16 protein-coding genes are annotated in these 17,859 nt (G+C 33.1%); 1 reads left to right on the plus strand and 15 read right to left on the minus strand.

From position 1 onward, the window contains the following. Positions 1 to 9 precede the first annotated feature (9 nt). The 10 genes from BKH44_RS02265 to flgB form a co-directional block, all read right to left on the minus strand. Entirely contained in the window at positions 10 to 1,230 is a 1,221-nt protein-coding gene (locus BKH44_RS02265) for a molybdopterin molybdotransferase MoeA (RefSeq protein WP_095269666.1), read from the minus strand. Positions 1,231 to 1,238: 8 nt separating this feature from the next. Beyond that, complete coding sequence (fliR, locus tag BKH44_RS02270; RefSeq protein WP_180674089.1) at positions 1,239 to 2,006, minus strand: flagellar biosynthetic protein FliR; 768 nt, start codon at positions 2,004 to 2,006, stop codon at positions 1,239 to 1,241. Then, entirely contained in the window at positions 2,003 to 3,205 is a 1,203-nt protein-coding gene (locus tag BKH44_RS02275) for an HD domain-containing protein (RefSeq protein WP_095269670.1), read from the minus strand. Before BKH44_RS02275 ends, fliR begins: the two co-directional genes overlap by 4 nt. A gap of 75 nt (positions 3,206 to 3,280) precedes the next feature. Further along, positions 3,281 to 5,449: a TonB-dependent receptor gene (locus tag BKH44_RS02280; RefSeq protein ID WP_095269671.1), complete on the minus strand. Its 2,169-nt coding sequence runs from the start codon at positions 5,447 to 5,449 to the stop codon at positions 3,281 to 3,283. A gap of 69 nt (positions 5,450 to 5,518) precedes the next feature. After that, complete coding sequence (locus BKH44_RS02285) at positions 5,519 to 7,657, minus strand: TonB-dependent receptor (RefSeq protein WP_095269673.1); 2,139 nt, start codon at positions 7,655 to 7,657, stop codon at positions 5,519 to 5,521. Between the two features lie 144 nt (positions 7,658 to 7,801). Next, complete coding sequence (locus tag BKH44_RS02290; protein WP_095269675.1) at positions 7,802 to 8,515, minus strand: hypothetical protein; 714 nt, start codon at positions 8,513 to 8,515, stop codon at positions 7,802 to 7,804. 61 nt (positions 8,516 to 8,576) lie between these two features. Further along, entirely contained in the window at positions 8,577 to 10,340 is a 1,764-nt protein-coding gene (locus tag BKH44_RS02295) for a penicillin-binding protein 2 (protein ID WP_095269677.1), read from the minus strand. An 8-nt stretch (positions 10,341 to 10,348) separates the two neighbouring features. Next, on the minus strand, positions 10,349 to 10,654 hold the full coding sequence (gene fliE, locus BKH44_RS02300) for a flagellar hook-basal body complex protein FliE (protein WP_095269679.1): 306 nt from the start codon (positions 10,652 to 10,654) through the stop codon (positions 10,349 to 10,351). Positions 10,655 to 10,680: 26 nt separating this feature from the next. Further along, positions 10,681 to 11,172 (minus strand): flagellar basal body rod protein FlgC, encoded by a 492-nt coding sequence (gene flgC / locus BKH44_RS02305; RefSeq protein WP_095269681.1) that lies wholly within the window; start codon positions 11,170 to 11,172, stop codon positions 10,681 to 10,683. Between the two features lie 16 nt (positions 11,173 to 11,188). Continuing rightward, on the minus strand, positions 11,189 to 11,626 hold the full coding sequence (gene flgB / locus BKH44_RS02310) for a flagellar basal body rod protein FlgB (RefSeq protein WP_095269835.1): 438 nt from the start codon (positions 11,624 to 11,626) through the stop codon (positions 11,189 to 11,191). A gap of 175 nt (positions 11,627 to 11,801) precedes the next feature. On the opposite strand from flgB, the gene BKH44_RS02315 reads away from it, so the two are divergent. After that, on the plus strand, positions 11,802 to 12,962 hold the full coding sequence (locus tag BKH44_RS02315) for a putative peptidoglycan glycosyltransferase FtsW (protein ID WP_095269683.1): 1,161 nt from the start codon (positions 11,802 to 11,804) through the stop codon (positions 12,960 to 12,962). A gap of 1 nt (position 12,963) precedes the next feature. Here BKH44_RS02315 and tpx read toward each other — a convergent pair whose 3' ends face one another. The 5 genes from tpx to argF form a co-directional block, all read right to left on the minus strand. Next, entirely contained in the window at positions 12,964 to 13,464 is a 501-nt protein-coding gene (gene tpx / locus BKH44_RS02320; RefSeq protein WP_343217632.1) for a thiol peroxidase, read from the minus strand. A gap of 107 nt (positions 13,465 to 13,571) precedes the next feature. Continuing rightward, the gene (locus BKH44_RS02325) at positions 13,572 to 14,867 is read right to left on the minus strand and encodes a (Fe-S)-binding protein (protein WP_095269687.1); all 1,296 of its coding nucleotides are present in this window, start codon (positions 14,865 to 14,867) and stop codon (positions 13,572 to 13,574) included. A gap of 1 nt (position 14,868) precedes the next feature. Beyond that, positions 14,869 to 16,257 carry an oxygen-independent coproporphyrinogen III oxidase gene (gene hemN / locus BKH44_RS02330; protein WP_095269689.1) on the minus strand — a complete coding sequence of 463 codons (1,389 nt, stop codon included), beginning with the start codon at positions 16,255 to 16,257 and terminating at the stop codon, positions 14,869 to 14,871. Between the two features lie 13 nt (positions 16,258 to 16,270). Continuing rightward, a complete protein-coding gene (locus tag BKH44_RS02335) occupies positions 16,271 to 16,756 on the minus strand; it encodes a DUF2603 domain-containing protein (RefSeq protein ID WP_095269691.1) in 486 nt (161 codons plus the stop codon). Next, positions 16,732 to 17,688: an ornithine carbamoyltransferase gene (gene argF, locus BKH44_RS02340; RefSeq protein WP_095269693.1), complete on the minus strand. Its 957-nt coding sequence runs from the start codon at positions 17,686 to 17,688 to the stop codon at positions 16,732 to 16,734. Before argF ends, BKH44_RS02335 begins: the two co-directional genes overlap by 25 nt. Positions 17,689 to 17,859 lie beyond the last annotated feature (171 nt).

The raw sequence follows: 17,859 nt of genomic DNA on the forward strand, positions 1-17,859 counted from the left end.
GCTCCTACTTTATACATTGATAAACTCATCTATTGTATCAGAAAATTCCATAACATAAGGTAATACCTTAATTTGTCCTGATATAGAACTTTTATCCTCACCCATCAAAGCAATACTATTACATTCAGCAATAACATTCAAAGCACCAGAACCATATTTTCCATCATTGTAAGGATTAAACTCACCATTTTCAAATTTGCCTAAAATCATATTCACACGTCCATTTTTAAGCGTAAGAGATTTTTTAAGTGTAGCAAAAATAGTTTTAGGATAAAAAGCTCTAGCACCCCTTAAATATTGCAATGTTGGGATAACAATCGTATTAAGATTCAACAAAGCACTCAGAGGATTACCGGGCAATGCAAAAACCTTACATTGCTTTAAAGTTGCTAACATTATTGGCTTACCAGGTTTAAGTTTTATGCCATGGTAAAGTATATTCGCCCCACAATCCAACAAAGATTTTTTCATAAAATCTGCATCCCCTACACTCACTCCACCACTTGTGATGATAACATCATAAGCATCAAAAGAAGCTATCGCTCTACATTGACTATCAAAATCATCTTTCAAAATCCCTAAATATTGAGCCTGATGTCCATAAGAAGACAACAAAGAAATGATACCGGCAGCATTTGCATTGTAAATTTCATATTCAGCTGCTAACGCACCAGGCTCAATGACCTCATCTCCACCTGAATAAACCCCAATTTTCAAACCATCATACACTTCTATGCTCTCAATGCCTTGTGTAGCTATCAAAGCAATCAGTCCGTAAGTAAGCACATCACCTTTTTTAGCAATTTGATTTCCTAAAGTCTTATCTTCACCCTTGAATCGTATATTTTGACCTTTTTTAATACCCATTGAAGCTATCAAATACCCATCATCAAATACATTAGACTCTTCAATAGGGACAACAACCTCTGTGCCTATAGGCAACATAGCTCCTGTCATCACCTTAATACATTCGCCTTCTAAAACTTTTAATCCCTCCGGATTTTCTCCAGCTAAAATTTTAGAAGTTATTTTAAGTTTTTTCCCTAAATCAGAAACCTTTAATGCATATCCATCCATCGCAGAATTATCAAATGCAGGCAAAGATTTTAAACAAACAATATCTTCAGCCAAAATCTTTCCGCAAGCCTCATAAATATTTTTTCTCAAAGTTTTTAAAATAGGACGTTCCAATGTATAATTAAAATCCATTGCCTCTTTAAAAGAAATCATACTTATCCTTAAAATAATTTGTTCAATGCTAAAAAAACAGCATTGAGTTCATTTTTAAATCGCATCATTATCGCAGGAATAACTAAAATAATCACTACCAGAGCTATGACAATTTTCACAGGAAAACCAATTGCCAAAAGATTAAACTGCGGGTGAGTCTTCATAATCATACCAAAAATAATATCACTCAATAACACCAAAGCTAAAATTGGAAATGCCATTGCAAAACCAATAAGAAACATATCCCCAAAAGCTTTTATCAAATAATTCATCATATCTTGATTCAATACAAACCCACCCAAAGGAATACTTGAAAATGTATGAGATACAAACATCAATAAAAAATGATGGAAATTAACACTCAAAGCCAACACAATAGCCAAGATTGCTATGACCTGACCAACAATTGGTTTTTGAGAGCCTGAAATAGGATCATATGCACTTGCCATTGTCAAACCCATCGAAAAACTAATGCTATCACCAGCAAAAGCAATTGCTCCAAAAACAATCTGCAAGCCCAGCGAAGCAACAAACCCCAACATCAATTCCATAGCACCAGCTAAAAGATATTCTTCTAAAGTAAAATTAAAAGTTGCATGTGGGATAGTTGGATAAAACAAAATAGTCATAAAAAAAGTAAAAGCACCACGTACAGAAACAGGGATAAGGGTACTATCAAAAAATGGGAAAAAAGCAAAAATACCCCCAAAACGTAAAAGTAAGAGAAAAAAAAATCCTACATTCCCATCTGTAAGACTAGACAAAAGTTCCATCAGACAAAATCCCTAAAAATTGCCCCTATATCTACACCCCGTATTATGCTTTTTCCACATTTATCAAGAATATTTTGTGCCCCATCGCACAATTCTAGACTTGATATGCCATGTCCAATAGAAATCCTTGCTTCTAAAAAAGCACTTAAGTTATCGCAGATTTTTAAAAATTCACCATAAACAGGGCTATACTCATCAGAATTGAAACAATCCATCAACTCATCCCCACTAGATACAACCCTATTAAAACATTCCAATTGATAACGATTGCTGAATTCATTTTGAGTAAAATAAATAATATCTTGTGCAATATTTGGAGGAACGATTGAAAGGATTTTTGTCTCTACAGCCTTTTCTTCTATCTTTTTAATATGTTCATCAAGCCCTGCAACATTGCGTTTTATCGGAGAAATAATATCACGAGTAAGTATCTCAGGAAGGTCATGAAAAAGACCACATAAAAAATGATTGATCCTCATCTGCTTACACGCACCAATATCTAAACTTAATAAATATGCACTCACAGCAACCATTAAAGTATGCCCCAAAACACTTGTGGCAGGAACTCTAGGTGTTTGACTCCAACGTTTTTGAAATCTTAGCTGCCCAAACATTGTTACAAGCTCATTTACATTTTTAAACATCACGATTTTTTGAATACCGCATAAATGGTAATGTTCTTCCACTTCATTATCAATGATTTTTTTAATATTGTCCACATCATACATATATGGATTGAAATGATAAATAATGTCAAATTCCCACTTTGAAGCATAATAATGTGCTGCACGTAAAATCTCAACCTCAAGTCCTGTTGGCTGAGAATGCAAATAATCTTTCATCAATTTAAAAAATTCATAGTCTTGAAGTTCATGTTTGAGGTTATCAATGACATAATATGCTAATTCTGCACGATGATGTCTTTGAAGTTCATGAAAAACAGGAGGCTTAATATCAGTCAATACAATGCGAGCAAAAAATTCAAAACAAAAATATAAAATTAATTTTTCCCAATCAATTTCAATACCCTTTTCTTGTTCTTCATAACGAGCCAATAAATAAGCGATGACTATTTTATGAGCCTGCTTGTCAAGCTCTACAAATTCAACTGGACAAGCTTGATCATTCCATCTACGTATCGAAGCAGCTACAAAAAATCTCCTCAAAAGAGAGGATTTTATCCGGGGTTTGAAAGGCATCATATCTCCGATTGTAAAATATAGCTAAGATTTTAGCATAATTTTGTCCTTGAACTGGCTTTTGAAGACTTAAGCTTTTTAAAATTTATAACTCACATAAACTGTGACAGAACGACCAGGTGCAGGCTGTCTACCCTTAGGAGAAGTACCTATCCCTCTGAAATAATATTTCATATTAAAAATATTATTCATTGCCAAACTACCCTCAATACTTTCACGCCCAGATTTCCAAAAAGTTCGGCTTGCTTGTGCATTCCATATCCAATACCAAGGGAGTTGCCCCGCATCTTCTGTTGTATTCTCTTCCTTAGTATTCAAAATATCACTATAGGCAGGGCTATAATAATAACTTGACACACCAAAATTATTTTTCCCCAATGTATAGAGAGCATCAAAAACAAACTGATGAGGAGATACATAAGGCAATCGCTTCCCTTTAATATCAACTCCTATTTTAGTTGTCTTATTATTAGCCGCTTTTGCATTGACATAAGTATAAGCTGCATGCAAAGTCAAGTTTTCTATAGGAGAATAATAAGCTTCTAACTCTACACCTTGAGAAATAGCCGAAATTGGTTCAGTTGCAAACTTACCAATCCGGTAATTATCTGCAAAAATAGCAAAATAATTTGCATTCAGACTAAAAACATCATTAAAAAAATAACGCCCCCCCCCCTCAAGTGTTTGAAAAGTGGTTACATAATTAGTCTGTGTACCATCAATATCACCTGTTTGAGGTGGCAAAAAACTCCTTTGATAATTCGCATATAACAAAATATCTTTGATGGGTTTGAAGCCAATATTGATAGCAGGATTAAACTGATTGTCCAAACGATGATGAGTGCCTGCTCCTTTTCCAGTAGTGTATTGACCTATTTTTGTGTAATTCAAAAATTCATAACGCAATCCAGGTGCGATAGTCAACATCCCATCAAGCAAACTCACAGAATCACTCAAAAACAAAGCTGTATAATTATTGTGCAATACATAAGGGTTAGAATCAGTTGAAGAACCATATGGGTGTGATAAATAAGACATTGCTTCTGTGAGTAGTTTTGTATGATAACCATGCCCATAAACATCTTCAGTCAAAAACCTACCTCCAAGTATAATATTTTGTTTGACACTACCAGAGTTGATAGTTAAATCTAGCTTTGGTTCAATAGAATTCACAACAAAACGACGTATATTATCAATTACCTCTGTTGGACTCTTGTCATATTTTTCAGAGATTTTATTGTAATTACTGTCAATAGTAAAATTCCTTGTCATATCGTGGGTAAAATAAGTCAAGCTAAAATTGCCTCCAATTTTATCAGTGTCTCCAAACTCATTATTATAAACAACTCCAAATCTTTTTGCCACACCATCTTGACCATTAAGGGGTCGTTTGTTTTGAAATCTATCTTGTGCATAGTCTGCTGCACTCAATGATCCAGGATCTTTGGAATAGTAACTATAATATTGATAATACATTTTTACATTATTTTGATCATTGATCTTATATATACCCTTGAGCATATAGTTTTGTATACCAGTGTTACTATTTTCTCTAAAACTTTGTCCAGCTACATAATTAGCCTCTGCTTGGACACCAAAATGTTTATTGATCATCCCACCTGTCTTAAGGTAAGTATCAAAGAGCATATTATTTGCTACAGGCTCAGTAGTTTTTCTAAAAAAGCCTCCTGTATCCTTCCCCCAAAATGTTATCCTTTCTGAAACCTGATTTTCCCATTCTTGAGGTATTTCTTTTGTAATGATATTAATAACTCCTCCAAAAGTATTTGGACCATACTGCACACTCGCTCCACCTTTGATAACATCAATCCTATCAACTGCCTGAAAGGTTACAGGAAAAATTGCTAATTCAAGATTTGAATAAGGACCTCCATAAATAGGAATACTGTCTAAGAGAATAAGACCTGTATTGCTATGCCCGTTTCCAGCACCACCAAAACCCCTAAAACTGATTTTTGGTAAAATACCAGTACCAGTATAATCACGCACTTGCACACCCGGAATGTTCTGTAATGCCTCATCAATACTTTGGTTAGCTGTTTGTTTAAGTTGTTTGTTTGAAATAATAGTTTGAGAACCTGTAAAATTTTTTATGCTTTCTGAACGCCAACTAATATCTTCATTTTTTTGAGCAGAAGCCTCAATTTTTTGTAATGTAATATCTTGTGTTTCTTCAGCGTTCAAAATCATCATTAAACTAAAAGCAATTATAATTACTTTTTTCATTATATATCCTTGAAAATTAATTTAATAATAATTATCATTTATTTTTGCTGAAAATTTATTGAATTTCAATTAAAAATTCATATTCAAACTGATCCAAAATCTTCTACCCTCTTGAGTTACATTATAACGATTTACAATAATGTCGTGTCCCTTGCTATCTTTCTTAACATAAGTATAATCTTGAAAATTTTTATCTGCTAGATTATAGATACCAAAACTCGCACGCAAGTTTTTGCTGAGTGCATAACTCATCACCAAATCAAATACAGCATATGGATTATAATGGCCAATCGTTGATTTTATTTCACTACCTTTAGCACCATTAATAACTGCACTTGTGGGTAAAATAGCTCGTGAAGATTTATAATTACCCATTACATAGATATCAAAAGCTTTATAATTATAGTCAAGTTTGCCATAAAGTTGATTTTTTGGAGTGTCTACTAAAGGAGATCCTTTGAAAATACCTTTATTGTATTTACTATCCAAAAATGTATAAGAAGCCTGTAAAGAAAAACCATAAAATTTAGCTGTGTCAAAATGAACTTCAATTCCCTGCACATAAGCAGAATCTTGATTAGTAAACATATTACAATAGTTGTCAGTTCCAGTTGTTTCAAAAGGTATACATCTAGGTGTGTCACTTTCGTGGACAACAGCTTTAGCAATTTTATCACGAAAATCATTGAAAAAATATGTTATGCTCGCATCCCCAAATCTTTCAAAATCAAATACAGCAGAAAGTTCATAAGTTATACTATGTTCGGGCTTTAATGTTGGGTTACCAATATAAGGAAAAGCTCCTTGATTCCCATAACCATTAATACCCGGTACAAGTTCATTGATATAAGGAGCTTTGTAGCCTGTAGATACACCGCCTTTGAGGGTAAAAAACTTAATAGGAGTATAAGAAATATAGATTCTGGGAGAAAAATTAGAATGATAAGTTTGATTATAGTCATAACGTAATCCTAAAGTCACTGAAAGTGAATCAAGCGGGTCCCACTCATCTTCTACAAACAAAGCTCCTGTATTTTGAGAAAAAGTCTGGGCATCCACAAGCAAATCACGCATCCATTGGAACCAATAACGACCTCCTACCGTCAAATTATTACTATACCAAGAAGTTCCTAAAGCAGAAACTAGCTTGGTATCCAAAATCACATCTCTCCCCTCAAGTTTACGATTATCATAATTCTTAGTTTTTCCAGGTTTATGCCCAATAACCCTCCCTTTATTAGCTGTATCATTATATTGAAGCGAGGTTTCCCAATTCCCAAAATCATATTTACCCTGATGATCCAAGATAAAATTTGCCCTTGTATTGACATAATTTTGCCTTGCACTCAATTCACCCCCTAATTGCTGCTGTGAATTGTCATAATCATCATAAAAATACTGAGCATCTATGTAAGTATAATTTTTATCATCAACCTGCCAAGCAAGCCTACCACCAATATCATAAATATTTGCCTTTGTTGGTAATCCTAAATATACAGGAGTCGCAGGAGTTCTGATTTCAGTTTTGCCATCTTTTGTGTAAGGAACAGCAGTATCCCAAGGTGTGCGAAAATATTCCCTACTTCTTAGAGAAAAAGCAAGCTTGTTTTCTACAATAGGCATACTCAAATACATATCTGAAGAATATTGTGCTCCATATTTATCTTGATGCTGGTTTTGAACAGTTGAAATATCTGCAGCTCCTTCAAAATGTTTCATATTTGGTTTTTTAAGGATAATATTAACAATCCCACCAATGGCATCACTACCATAAAGTGTACTCATCGGTCCACGAATAACTTCAATATGATCAATTGAAGAAATAGGTGGCATAAAACTTGTAAATGCTTGTGACCAACCAACATTATCTGTAGCCACATTCCCTCCAGCATCTTGTCTATGTCCATCCATCATTATTAATGTGTAATCAGAAGGCATCCCCCGAATACTAATATTTAAGCCTCCTGTTTTGCCCATTTCTGTTCCTATATCTACACCCGGGACTCCATTAACAGTACCTGCAAGATCAAAAACCTGCTTTGAACGCAACCATTTCCCATCAACAATCGAAATGCTTGCAGGGGCATCTTGCAAATTTTGCTCAAAGCCGCTTGCAGATACAACAGATTTTGATAAAGTATAAGTTTCTAATCCATTATCCTGAGCTCCTAAAAGTAGTGGTAATAGTAACCATAGCTTTTTATTCATTACATTTTTCCTTAACCAATGAATTTTTAAAATACTATGGTAACAATTCTTATAACTAAATTAAATTATGAATAAAATGTGGATAAATAATCAAATATTTAAGGATTATAAAATAATCCTTAAAGTTCGATAAGAAGTAAAAAATTATTTTTTGATGATATAAGGAACCCCATTTACGCCTGCTTGAGCAAGTTCCTTACCTATAGTAATGATTTTAGAAGTGTCAATATTTTCTTTTGGCTTATAAGTTTTTTCAAAAACAGATTTCAACAAAGCAATTTTATCTTCTTGAGATTTTTTTGTTTTCATTTCCTCATAAAAACTTGCTGCTTTTTTTGCAGAATCCATCCCCAATGCACCTACAACTAAAAGTTCGACATTTGATCCAGACAATATAGAATCAAGTTTTTGTATCTCTTGATAACAATAAGGACAATTAGGATCAACTACAAGATAAGTCGTCTTAGACTTATCTTTACCTTGTAGTTTTACCACATTGCTTTTATCGTATTCTTTAAAAATTGCTAGGACTTGATTGTCTGTGATTCCTTTGTTATGCTTCATAGAATCTTCATAAACCTTCTTAAGGCTATCTTTGAAACCATCATCACTTGAAATTAAAAGCTCTGAAATTCCTATGATTGTTTTTCCATCATTGCTCGCTAAAACAGGAATCCGCAATCCATTGGGTTGCTCTAAAGAAACAATCTGTATGCCTTTAATACCAGTTGGCTTAGAATCCACTACTTTAACATCAATCCCTTCATTGTCTTTAATCGTTTTTTGCAAAGTTGCATTATCTGCCATCAGAATACCAATACAAGCACAACCTATAATCCACAAAAAAGCTTTTTTCATTTTTTATCCTTTGAATATTTTGATATTATAATATTCAACTTTAGTAATTATTGAAATATTTTTATTTAAGAACTTTAAGATAACCCTGATCTTTAAGCAATTTTACAATCTCTTTAAAAATTGGGGCAGCAGTTTGAGATCCATAATACTCTTCGCTCCCATGTGATCCAAAGGCTACTACACCTATTGTATAAATATTCTCATCATCTTTTACAAAACCAAAAAAAGAACCATTATACAAACTACCATATTTCCCTTCTTTTGCAATCCTTGCAGTCCCTGTCTTACCGCCAACAATAACACCATCAACTTTGGCAGAACGACCTGTTCCATTGCTAACAACCTTTATAAGCGTATCTTGCATTTTTTGAGCTGTAAGGTTATCTATGACGCGTTTTTTAGGTGGAAGTTTGGGGATATAAATATCGCCATTTGGAGCAATGAGATTTTGAGTCAGGTAAGGCGTGATCAAAAAACCACCATTTGAAAATACACTGTAAGCACGTAGTAATTGCATAAATGTTGTCCTCAAGCCATATCCATAAGAAGCACTTGCTTTATAAATTTCTCCACTCAAAAGTTTTACACTAGGTATCAAGCCATTTTTTTCATAAGGCAAATCAATACCTGTAAGCTCTGAAAATCCAAAGCTTTTAAGACCATCATAAAATTCTTGTCCACTAAGCCGTTGAGTGAGTTTTATCATCCCTACATTGCTAGACCTAATGATCACATCTTCAATCACTGGTTTTTTTATTGGGAGGGTATCATCACGGATTATATATTTTCCAAGACGATAGATTCCATTGTTCAAATCAATACTTTGCATTGGATTGATAAGGTGTTTGTCTAATAATATTGAATATATAATTGGCTTTATTGTGCTACCTGGCTCATATGAAACCTCAATAGCATCGACATTCAAATATGGATAATCTGATTTTTTAATATTTTTAGGATCAAAACGATTTGTTGTTGCTAGTGAGAGTATTGCTCCTGTTTTAGGATTGATGATACCTACTACAATTTCATTGGATTTATATTTTTCTTTTGCTGTATCCAAAATTTCTTCGACTTTTTTTTGTAATTTCAAAGGGATACTCAACTCTACATCAAATCCATCTTGTCTGGGTCTATATTTAGAATCTTTATTTTGGATAATATTAAAGCCAATATCCCTCTCACCACGCAATTTACCATCCTGTTTTGGGGATAATATACCATCACGATATTTTTCAATCCCTTTTACACCCTCTGTAACTGTAATTTTCCCATTTTCAACTTTTTTGGTATAGCCAATAACAGGTTCAAGCATATCACCATAATTATAAATCCTACTCACACCACTCACTTCAATGCTAATACCCATTTTTTGAACAATTCTTCCATTTTTGTCTTCATATTCTCTAAAAACATCATAAGCTAAAAATTTGGAGTTGAGCTGCCTAAGATTAGCTGCTGTATTAGGGCTAATATTATAAGAAATTACAATATAGCCCTTTTGGGAAATCTTATCTGTAATGACTTGCTTAGGGATATTACTATAAATAGAAAAAAGATTGATAAAAAGCTCTTTTCTATCTGGATCAATGGATTCTGTATTAACACTGACTTTATAAAGCTTTTTGCTAGATGCTATATCAAAACCATCTTGGCTATAAATACTCCCTCTAGTCGCAACATCTGTCTTTGAAACAACTAAAGTAGGTATCTTTCGAGGAAAAATAATCTTAGTATAAACAATACTTACAAAAACAAGAAAACATAAACAAAGGATGGCAAATACAATAAGTAATTTTTCTGATTTTTTTGGAGCACCATCCATTCAAATACTTAGATCTGTGTCCTTAGAATCTCTTTATAAGCACTGATTGCCTTATTCCTGACTTCAAGCATTAGTTTCATGCTTGTTTCAGCTTTTCCAATTGCAATAGCAGCTTGATGTAAATCTTTTATCTGACCACTGGCCATATCTGCTAAAGCTTTATCAGAAGTTTCTTGTGCTAGATTAAGTTCTTCAATGGATTTTTTTAAAATTTGGGAAAACTCACCTTGAACAGCATCATTTTTGGTATTTGATATAGATGAAGTGTTTGAAAGTGATGGGATAAGCCCTGCATTATTTTTAATATTTTCCATTTTTTTCCTTCAGAAATTGCCAAATATTAAGCTTGCAACATCAAAATCGCATTGCTTGCCATATTTTTCGCACTTTGAAAAGCTGCAACATTTGCTTGATAAGCCCTTGTTGCCTCAATCAAATCAGCCATTTCAACCACAGGGTTTACATTCGGATAAGCCACATATCCCTCAGCATTTGCATCTGGATTGCTAGGATCATATTTCATCAAAGGCTCCCTATCGTCTCTAACGACTTTATCAACATAGACGCTCATTATAGCAGGTTTTGGCAATTTTCCAAAATCTCCTTCATCAAGAGGATCTTCATATTCAGCAAGACCATTATCCTTAGCAAGCCTTTCATTCAAAACTTTATTAAAATCAAATGCCTTAAAAATAACTTCTTGTCGTCTATATGGACCCCCTTCATCAGTCCTTGTTGTATTAGCATTAGCTATATTAGAAGAAATCACATTGACACGAAATCTCTGAGCAGATAAACCATAACCGCTAATGTCAAAACTTGATAAAAACATTTCAATCTCCTAAAAATTACAAATTCTTACCTGAATCAATCGCATAAGCAAAAATACCCTTATGCTTTTTCAAAGCTGTAGTCAATGCCTGATACATCAAGCTATTTTTACCCATTTCACTAGTTTCTACATCTAAATCAACGCTATTACCATCATTTCTAGCCAAATGACCATCTCGAAAAAACATCATCGCTTGATTATCATCAAAATTTTTTCCTGCAAAATGGTTGGGAGATGTTTGTGCCATTTGTAATTCTAAATTAGGTTTGTTATTCAAAATTTTATCTTCTTCTTTAGATAAATAAGTTTCAAAATCAATGTCTTTAGGCCGATAAAAAGGTGTATCTACGTTCGCAATATTGCTTGCTATCATATCTTGTCTGATTGATCGATAATCCAGTGCCTGATAAACCAATGGATAAATCTTAGATGATTCAAAAGATGACCCAATCATAACAAACTCCCAAAATCTTGATTGAAAACAATTTTTATGTATCAAAAGCAATTTTTATTCCAAATAAAATATAGTAAAAATTTTATAATGTGAAATGAATAAGTTCTGCTAAAATCACAACTTGTAAATATCAACATTTTCTATAATCAATAATTTTATCATTAACAGAGGTTCTATGGCAGATACAAAATTATTCATGTATGTTAGTATACTCATTACAATCGGTGTAATTATGAGTTATTCTCTTTCTGAATACACTGTTATTATTTATAATTACCAAGAATTCCATTTCCTAGCTCGGCAACTTTTTTCTGCGATTATTGGAATCTTAATAATGTGGATGTTTTCACAAGTTGACCCAGACAAAAATTTTGAAAAGATTGGTTTTACTCTCTTTTTATTCACCTTAAGCCTAATGGTATTGATGCCTTTCTTACCTGAAAGCATCACCTCATCTGCAGGAGGTGCTAAACGTTGGATACGATTACCTGGTTTTTCACTAGCTCCATCAGAATTTTTTAAATTAGGCTTTATTTTTTTTCTTGCTTGGAGTTTTTCAAGAAAATTTGCATTTCATAATAAAAGAAGCATCAAAGAGGAATTCCTTATAATTCTACCTTATTTAGCTGTTTTTATCGTTGTAGTTTTTTTGATCGCTGTGATGCAAAATGACTTAGGACAAGTAGTACTTTTAGCAATAACATTAGGGTTGATGCTTATTTTTGCAGGAGGTAGCTTGCAATTATTTGGTATTCTTTTCTTTGGTATTATTGGATTAGGGACAATCACTATTATAACGAGTTCTCATAGGATATTGAGAGTCAAACTTTGGTGGGCAAATGCACAAGATTCTATTTTAGGTATACTGCCTCATAACATAGCTAATTATATCCGAGTAGATAATCTACCCGAACCATATCAAATCCACCATGCCACTAATGCTATTTATAATGGAGGTTTTTTTGGAAAAGGTCTTGGAGAAGGGCTTATCAAACTTGGATTTTTGAGTGAAGTACACACAGATATGGTTTTGGCAGGTTTAAGCGAGGAGCTTGGATTCATTGGATTAATGGTTTGTATTTTCTTATTTTGTATTGTCATTTATAGAATTTTTAAAATTGCTAATCATTTAAAAAATCAATCCCATTCACTTTTTTGCATTGGTGTAGCACTGCTCATAGGATTTTCTTTTATCATTAATGCATTCGGAGTGAGTGGTATCACACCTATCAAAGGGATAGCTGTTCCTTTTTTGACCTATGGAGGTAGCTCACTTATTGCGAACTGCATTGCTATAGGTATTGTCTTGAGTCTATCAAGACAATCTAGAATCTAGATTATTTGATCACTCCAATAGGAGACTTATAATCAGGTTCTTGAGTGATTTCTTCACAAATCTCTTTGTATACAATTTTTCCCTCTAAATCAACCACAAATACTGCACGAGTCAACAAACCTTCAAGAGGGCTATCAGCAAGTAAAACACCATATTTTTGTCCAAATTCCTTGTTCTTAAAATCACTAGCAACAATTAAATTTTCAATCCCTTCAGTCGAACAAAATCTTCCTTGTGCAAAAGGTAAATCCATAGAAACAACAAAAACAGTTGCATTTTTTAAAGAAGCAGCTTCTTCGTTAAATTTTCTAGTCTGTGTTGCACAAACTCCTGTATCTAAACTTGGAACAACATTAATTACCTGATACTTTCCTTGAGAGCCTCCAAGCTTAATGGCACTGAGATCTTTACCTATAAGAGTTATTTCAGGAGCCTTATCTCCAACATTTAACTCTTTTCCACTCAGTTTTACTTGATTACCTTTAAATTTTACTGGCATTATTTTTCCTTAATAATTATTTTGTCTCATCTAAGAGTATGCTATTATAATCAAAATTCATAAAGTATTTTAGGTATTTTAGAGCATTGAATACTTTTTTATACTTTAACTCAGAGCTTTTTTCCCAATGCATTAGCTATCAATTCCAATGGATGTGAAAAAATAGCATTCACACCTGCATTATCCATTGCATTATCCAATTGCATCCTGCAAGCACTGCATTCTGCACTTACAATGCTTGCACCAGTTTGTTCAATCATCTTAGCTTTTGGAAGACCTGCATTTAGGACCAAATGATACTTGTCACTCTGCATACTGATACCACCAAATCCACAACACCTACTAGAATCACTCATTTCTACTATAGGATAATTTTGTCTCAAAAGCATTCGTGGTTCTTTATGGATATGCAATACTTTATTTGCATGGCAAGGATCGTGATATGTAATAGACCCTCCTTTATAAGAAGATTCACTGAGCTTTTTTTGGAGTTGTGTATTTTTTTGAAGCCACAAGCTTGCCATTTTCATTTTTGGTATTAGTTTTTCTAAACGATTCATCCATTCTCTGTGTAATTCATCGCCTTCAAGTGCATGCTTCCAATCTTCAATCAACATTGCTCCACAAGTTGCTTCAGGGATCAAGATGGCATCCACTTCATTGATAAAAGACTCAAAATGAATAATATTTTTTTTTATGAGTTGCCTTACTGTATTTATATCTCCTGTAAAATATGCAGGAGCACCACAACATTCTTGCCTAGGGATAAGAGTAGTTATGCCCAATTCATCAAGGATAAAAAGCAAACTCTCCCCTACATTTATATAATTATAATTACTCAAACATCCAATAAAAATTGCCACTTTATTGTGCTGTAAATCAGATTTTTTTGAAGGATTTTTAGGAATTATTTCACCTTGATATTTTTGCAAAAAACTTTTTTTAGAAAATGGAAATACTGTCCTTTTGCCCATTTTTGGAAGTGAAAAACGAAACCTATTTTTTGTTTTATTCCCTTTAAATATACAAGGAGAAATAAAATAAACAAAAGAAAAAATAAAATCCATCAAAGAACGATGTTTAAGTAAATAAAAAAAAATTCTTTTATACCAAGCAATCCCATATTTTTTGGCAATATCCACACGAATTTTTTCAATCATTACATCTACAGGAAGACTAGATGGACAAGTCTGAACACAAGTAGTGCATAAAAAGCATGATTCAAAGATATCTTTAACCCCTTTATCTAATGCTAACCGTCCTTCACCATAAGCACCAAGTAAGTCTAAAAAACCTCTTGGAGAAGTTGTTTCATCACGATTAACCTGATAAATAGTACAACTTGGGATACATTTGCCACATTTCACACAAGCTTGAGAAATGCTTTGAAAATCAATTAAATTCATTTCATACCGTTTTACTAAATCTTCTTTGCTCTAGAGGAATTTTATGGAGATATTCATCAAAAACCATCGCAATATTTCGAATAAGCATACCCCCTGTAGGAGTTGTATAAATACCCTTATTATTTAACATTATCAAATCAGTACCTTCATATTCACTCAAAGATTTTAATTCATTTTTGAAATATTCCTTAAAATCAATATTAAACTTTTTTTCTATTATTTCAAAATCCAATCTGAGATTATTCATCAACCTCATAATAACTTCTTTCCTAATAATATCTTCATTGCTCAATCTCACGCCTCTTTCTACTGGTAAAATCCCTGCCTCAATAGCCTTTTCATAACTTTGCATATCTTTATAATTTTGAGTATAGTAGTCTTTCCCTTCGCCAATACTAGTCAATCCAATACCTATAGTTTGCGAAAAACCTCTCGTTGTATACCCTTGAAAATTTCGCCGTAATTCACCTTTTTGACTTGCCATATAAAGTTCATCGCTTTTTTTAGCAAAATGATCCATCCCAATCATCTTATAATCTTCTTTTTCTAAATAAGCTATAGCATTTTCCAAAATAGTAAGCTTTTCATCAGGAGGAGGAAGAGTTGTTTCATCAATTTTCCTCATTGTTTTTTTCATCCAAGGTACATGTGCATAATTAAAAACTGCTAAACGATCTGGAGATAAAGATACGACTTTTTTAAGAGTTTCTTCAAAACTTTTGTGGGTCTGAAAAGGGAGTCCATAAATCAAATCAAAATTGATTGAATTGATACCAAATTCTCTTGCCAAAGCAACAGAATCTTCAACAAAATCTATTCCTTGTATACGGTGAACAGCTTCTTGAACCTTTGGGTCAAAATCTTGCACACCAAAACTCAAACGATTAAAACCACCCTGTTTAAGCACCTCCATTTGAGCTCTATCAAAATGTCTAGGATCAATCTCACAACTCACCTCTGCATTGGTAGCAAAATTTGGAAATGCTTCCCTTACAAGTTCAATAACTTCTTTGAGTTGCTTTGAGTCAAAAAATGTCGGGGTACCCCCACCAAAATGAAACTGAACAACTTCACGCTCAACATTCATACAATTCTTTAAAATTTCCAACTCTTTTTTTAAGTACCCAATATAACGATCTTTTTTATCTTCTTTGCTCGTATAAATTACATTACACCCACAAAAATAACAAGCACTACGACAAAAGGGCAAATGAACATAAAGAGAGAGAGGAAGTTTTTTCTTTGAATAAGCATCAATATTATCATTACGAACCAAAGAATCTCTAAGAGCTTTATCATCAAAATTAGTATTGAATTCTACAGCTGTTGGATAGCTTGTATATCTAGGACCTGATTTAGAATATTTTAGGAATTTTTTAAAATCTATCATTTTATATCACATTTTACTGATTTATTGTTTTTTGTTTACGAAAATAATCTTCTAAATCAAAGAATAAATTCGGGTGATCTTTTTTGATCTGTTTGACAAAAGATTGAGTATTGATATTAGGCAAACTCCCATCGCTTTTACGAAAAGATTCAAGCTTTTTAATAGCCACAGTCATTACATCATCAAAATCAATAGGTGTATGGGTTGCAATATCTCTCTCAAGCTCAACAATAAGCTTATCTTCATAAGCTTTTTTAATTGTTTGGACAATATTTTTCATCACAGCTTCTGGTATCATGACATATTCAGAATCATTCTCATCTTTGATATACCAAGCCTCTTGAGAATTAAATTCTCCTTTTTGGAGTTCTAAAAGAATTTTTGTATCATCAATATGTTTTGCCATGACTTGATTATTTCCTGTTTCTAAACCCCAATAAATAGACTTAGATTTTTGCGATGAAGACAAATATTTTAAACCATGTTTTTGTGTAGCCATGTCATAATTCCTTTGTGTGCATGAAGCCTATTAGAAGCTTCTTGAAATACCTTACTCTGCGAACCTTCCAAAACACTTTCACTGACTTCTTGCCCTCTGTATGCAGGAAAACAATGTAAAAAAACTGCATTTTCATCTGCCAGACTCATCAAAGCATCATCAACACAATAACCTTGAAATGCTTTTTCACGAATATTTTTTTCATCTTCTTGACCCATTGAAGCCCAAGTATCAGTTGTAATAACACAAGCTCCTTTGACTGCCTCTTGTGGAGAATGGGTCAAAGAAATATTTGCACCACTTTGCTTAGCAAACTCAAGAGCCTCAGATACAACACTATTATCAGGCATATAATCTCTGGGTGAAGCAATACAGATATCAAACCCCAATTTTGCAGCTAAAAACAACCATGAATTAGCCATATTGTTTCCATCCCCGATATAAGCTACCTTCGGATTAGTAATATATGGAAAATTATATTTTCTCTCAGGCATATAAATACCACATTCTATCATTGTAAGATAATCTGCGAGTAATTGAGTAGGATGGAATGAATCGCTCAAACCATTGATAACTGGAACAGGTGAGTATTGAGCAAATTCTTCAAGTCTTTGGTGTGAATAAGTCCTAAGCATGATCATATCAACCATTGAACCAATAGCTCTAGCAGTATCTTTTATAGGCTCTCCTCTGCCTAGCTGGATATCTTTGCTTGAAAGAAACATTCCTATCCCACCAAGTTGATAAATACCAGCTTCAAAACTTACCCTTGTTCGAGTCGAGTTTTTTTCAAATATCATTGCCAAAATTTTATCTGACATAAAAGGTGTAGGTTTTTTTTGATTAAAATCCTTTTTAATCTCAATAGCCAAATCCAAAATATCAAGGATTTCTTCTTTGCTAAAATCCCTCAAAGTTAGAAAATGCCTCATTTATGTATCCTTATAAATCAGATAATGCGAAATATTAAATCAAGATTTTTATTGAGTTAAAAAGGTTAATATACTTTATTTTGGATAATAAAATCCTTAGTTATCAAATACCCTTAGAGGGTCTGATAATTATAATTTTAATGATTAAAACTCCTCAACCTAGCTTTAAAA

Origin of the sequence: Helicobacter sp. 13S00477-4 (genome assembly GCF_002272785.1) — a bacterium.
In the GTDB taxonomy this organism is placed as follows: domain Bacteria; phylum Campylobacterota; class Campylobacteria; order Campylobacterales; family Helicobacteraceae; genus Helicobacter_J.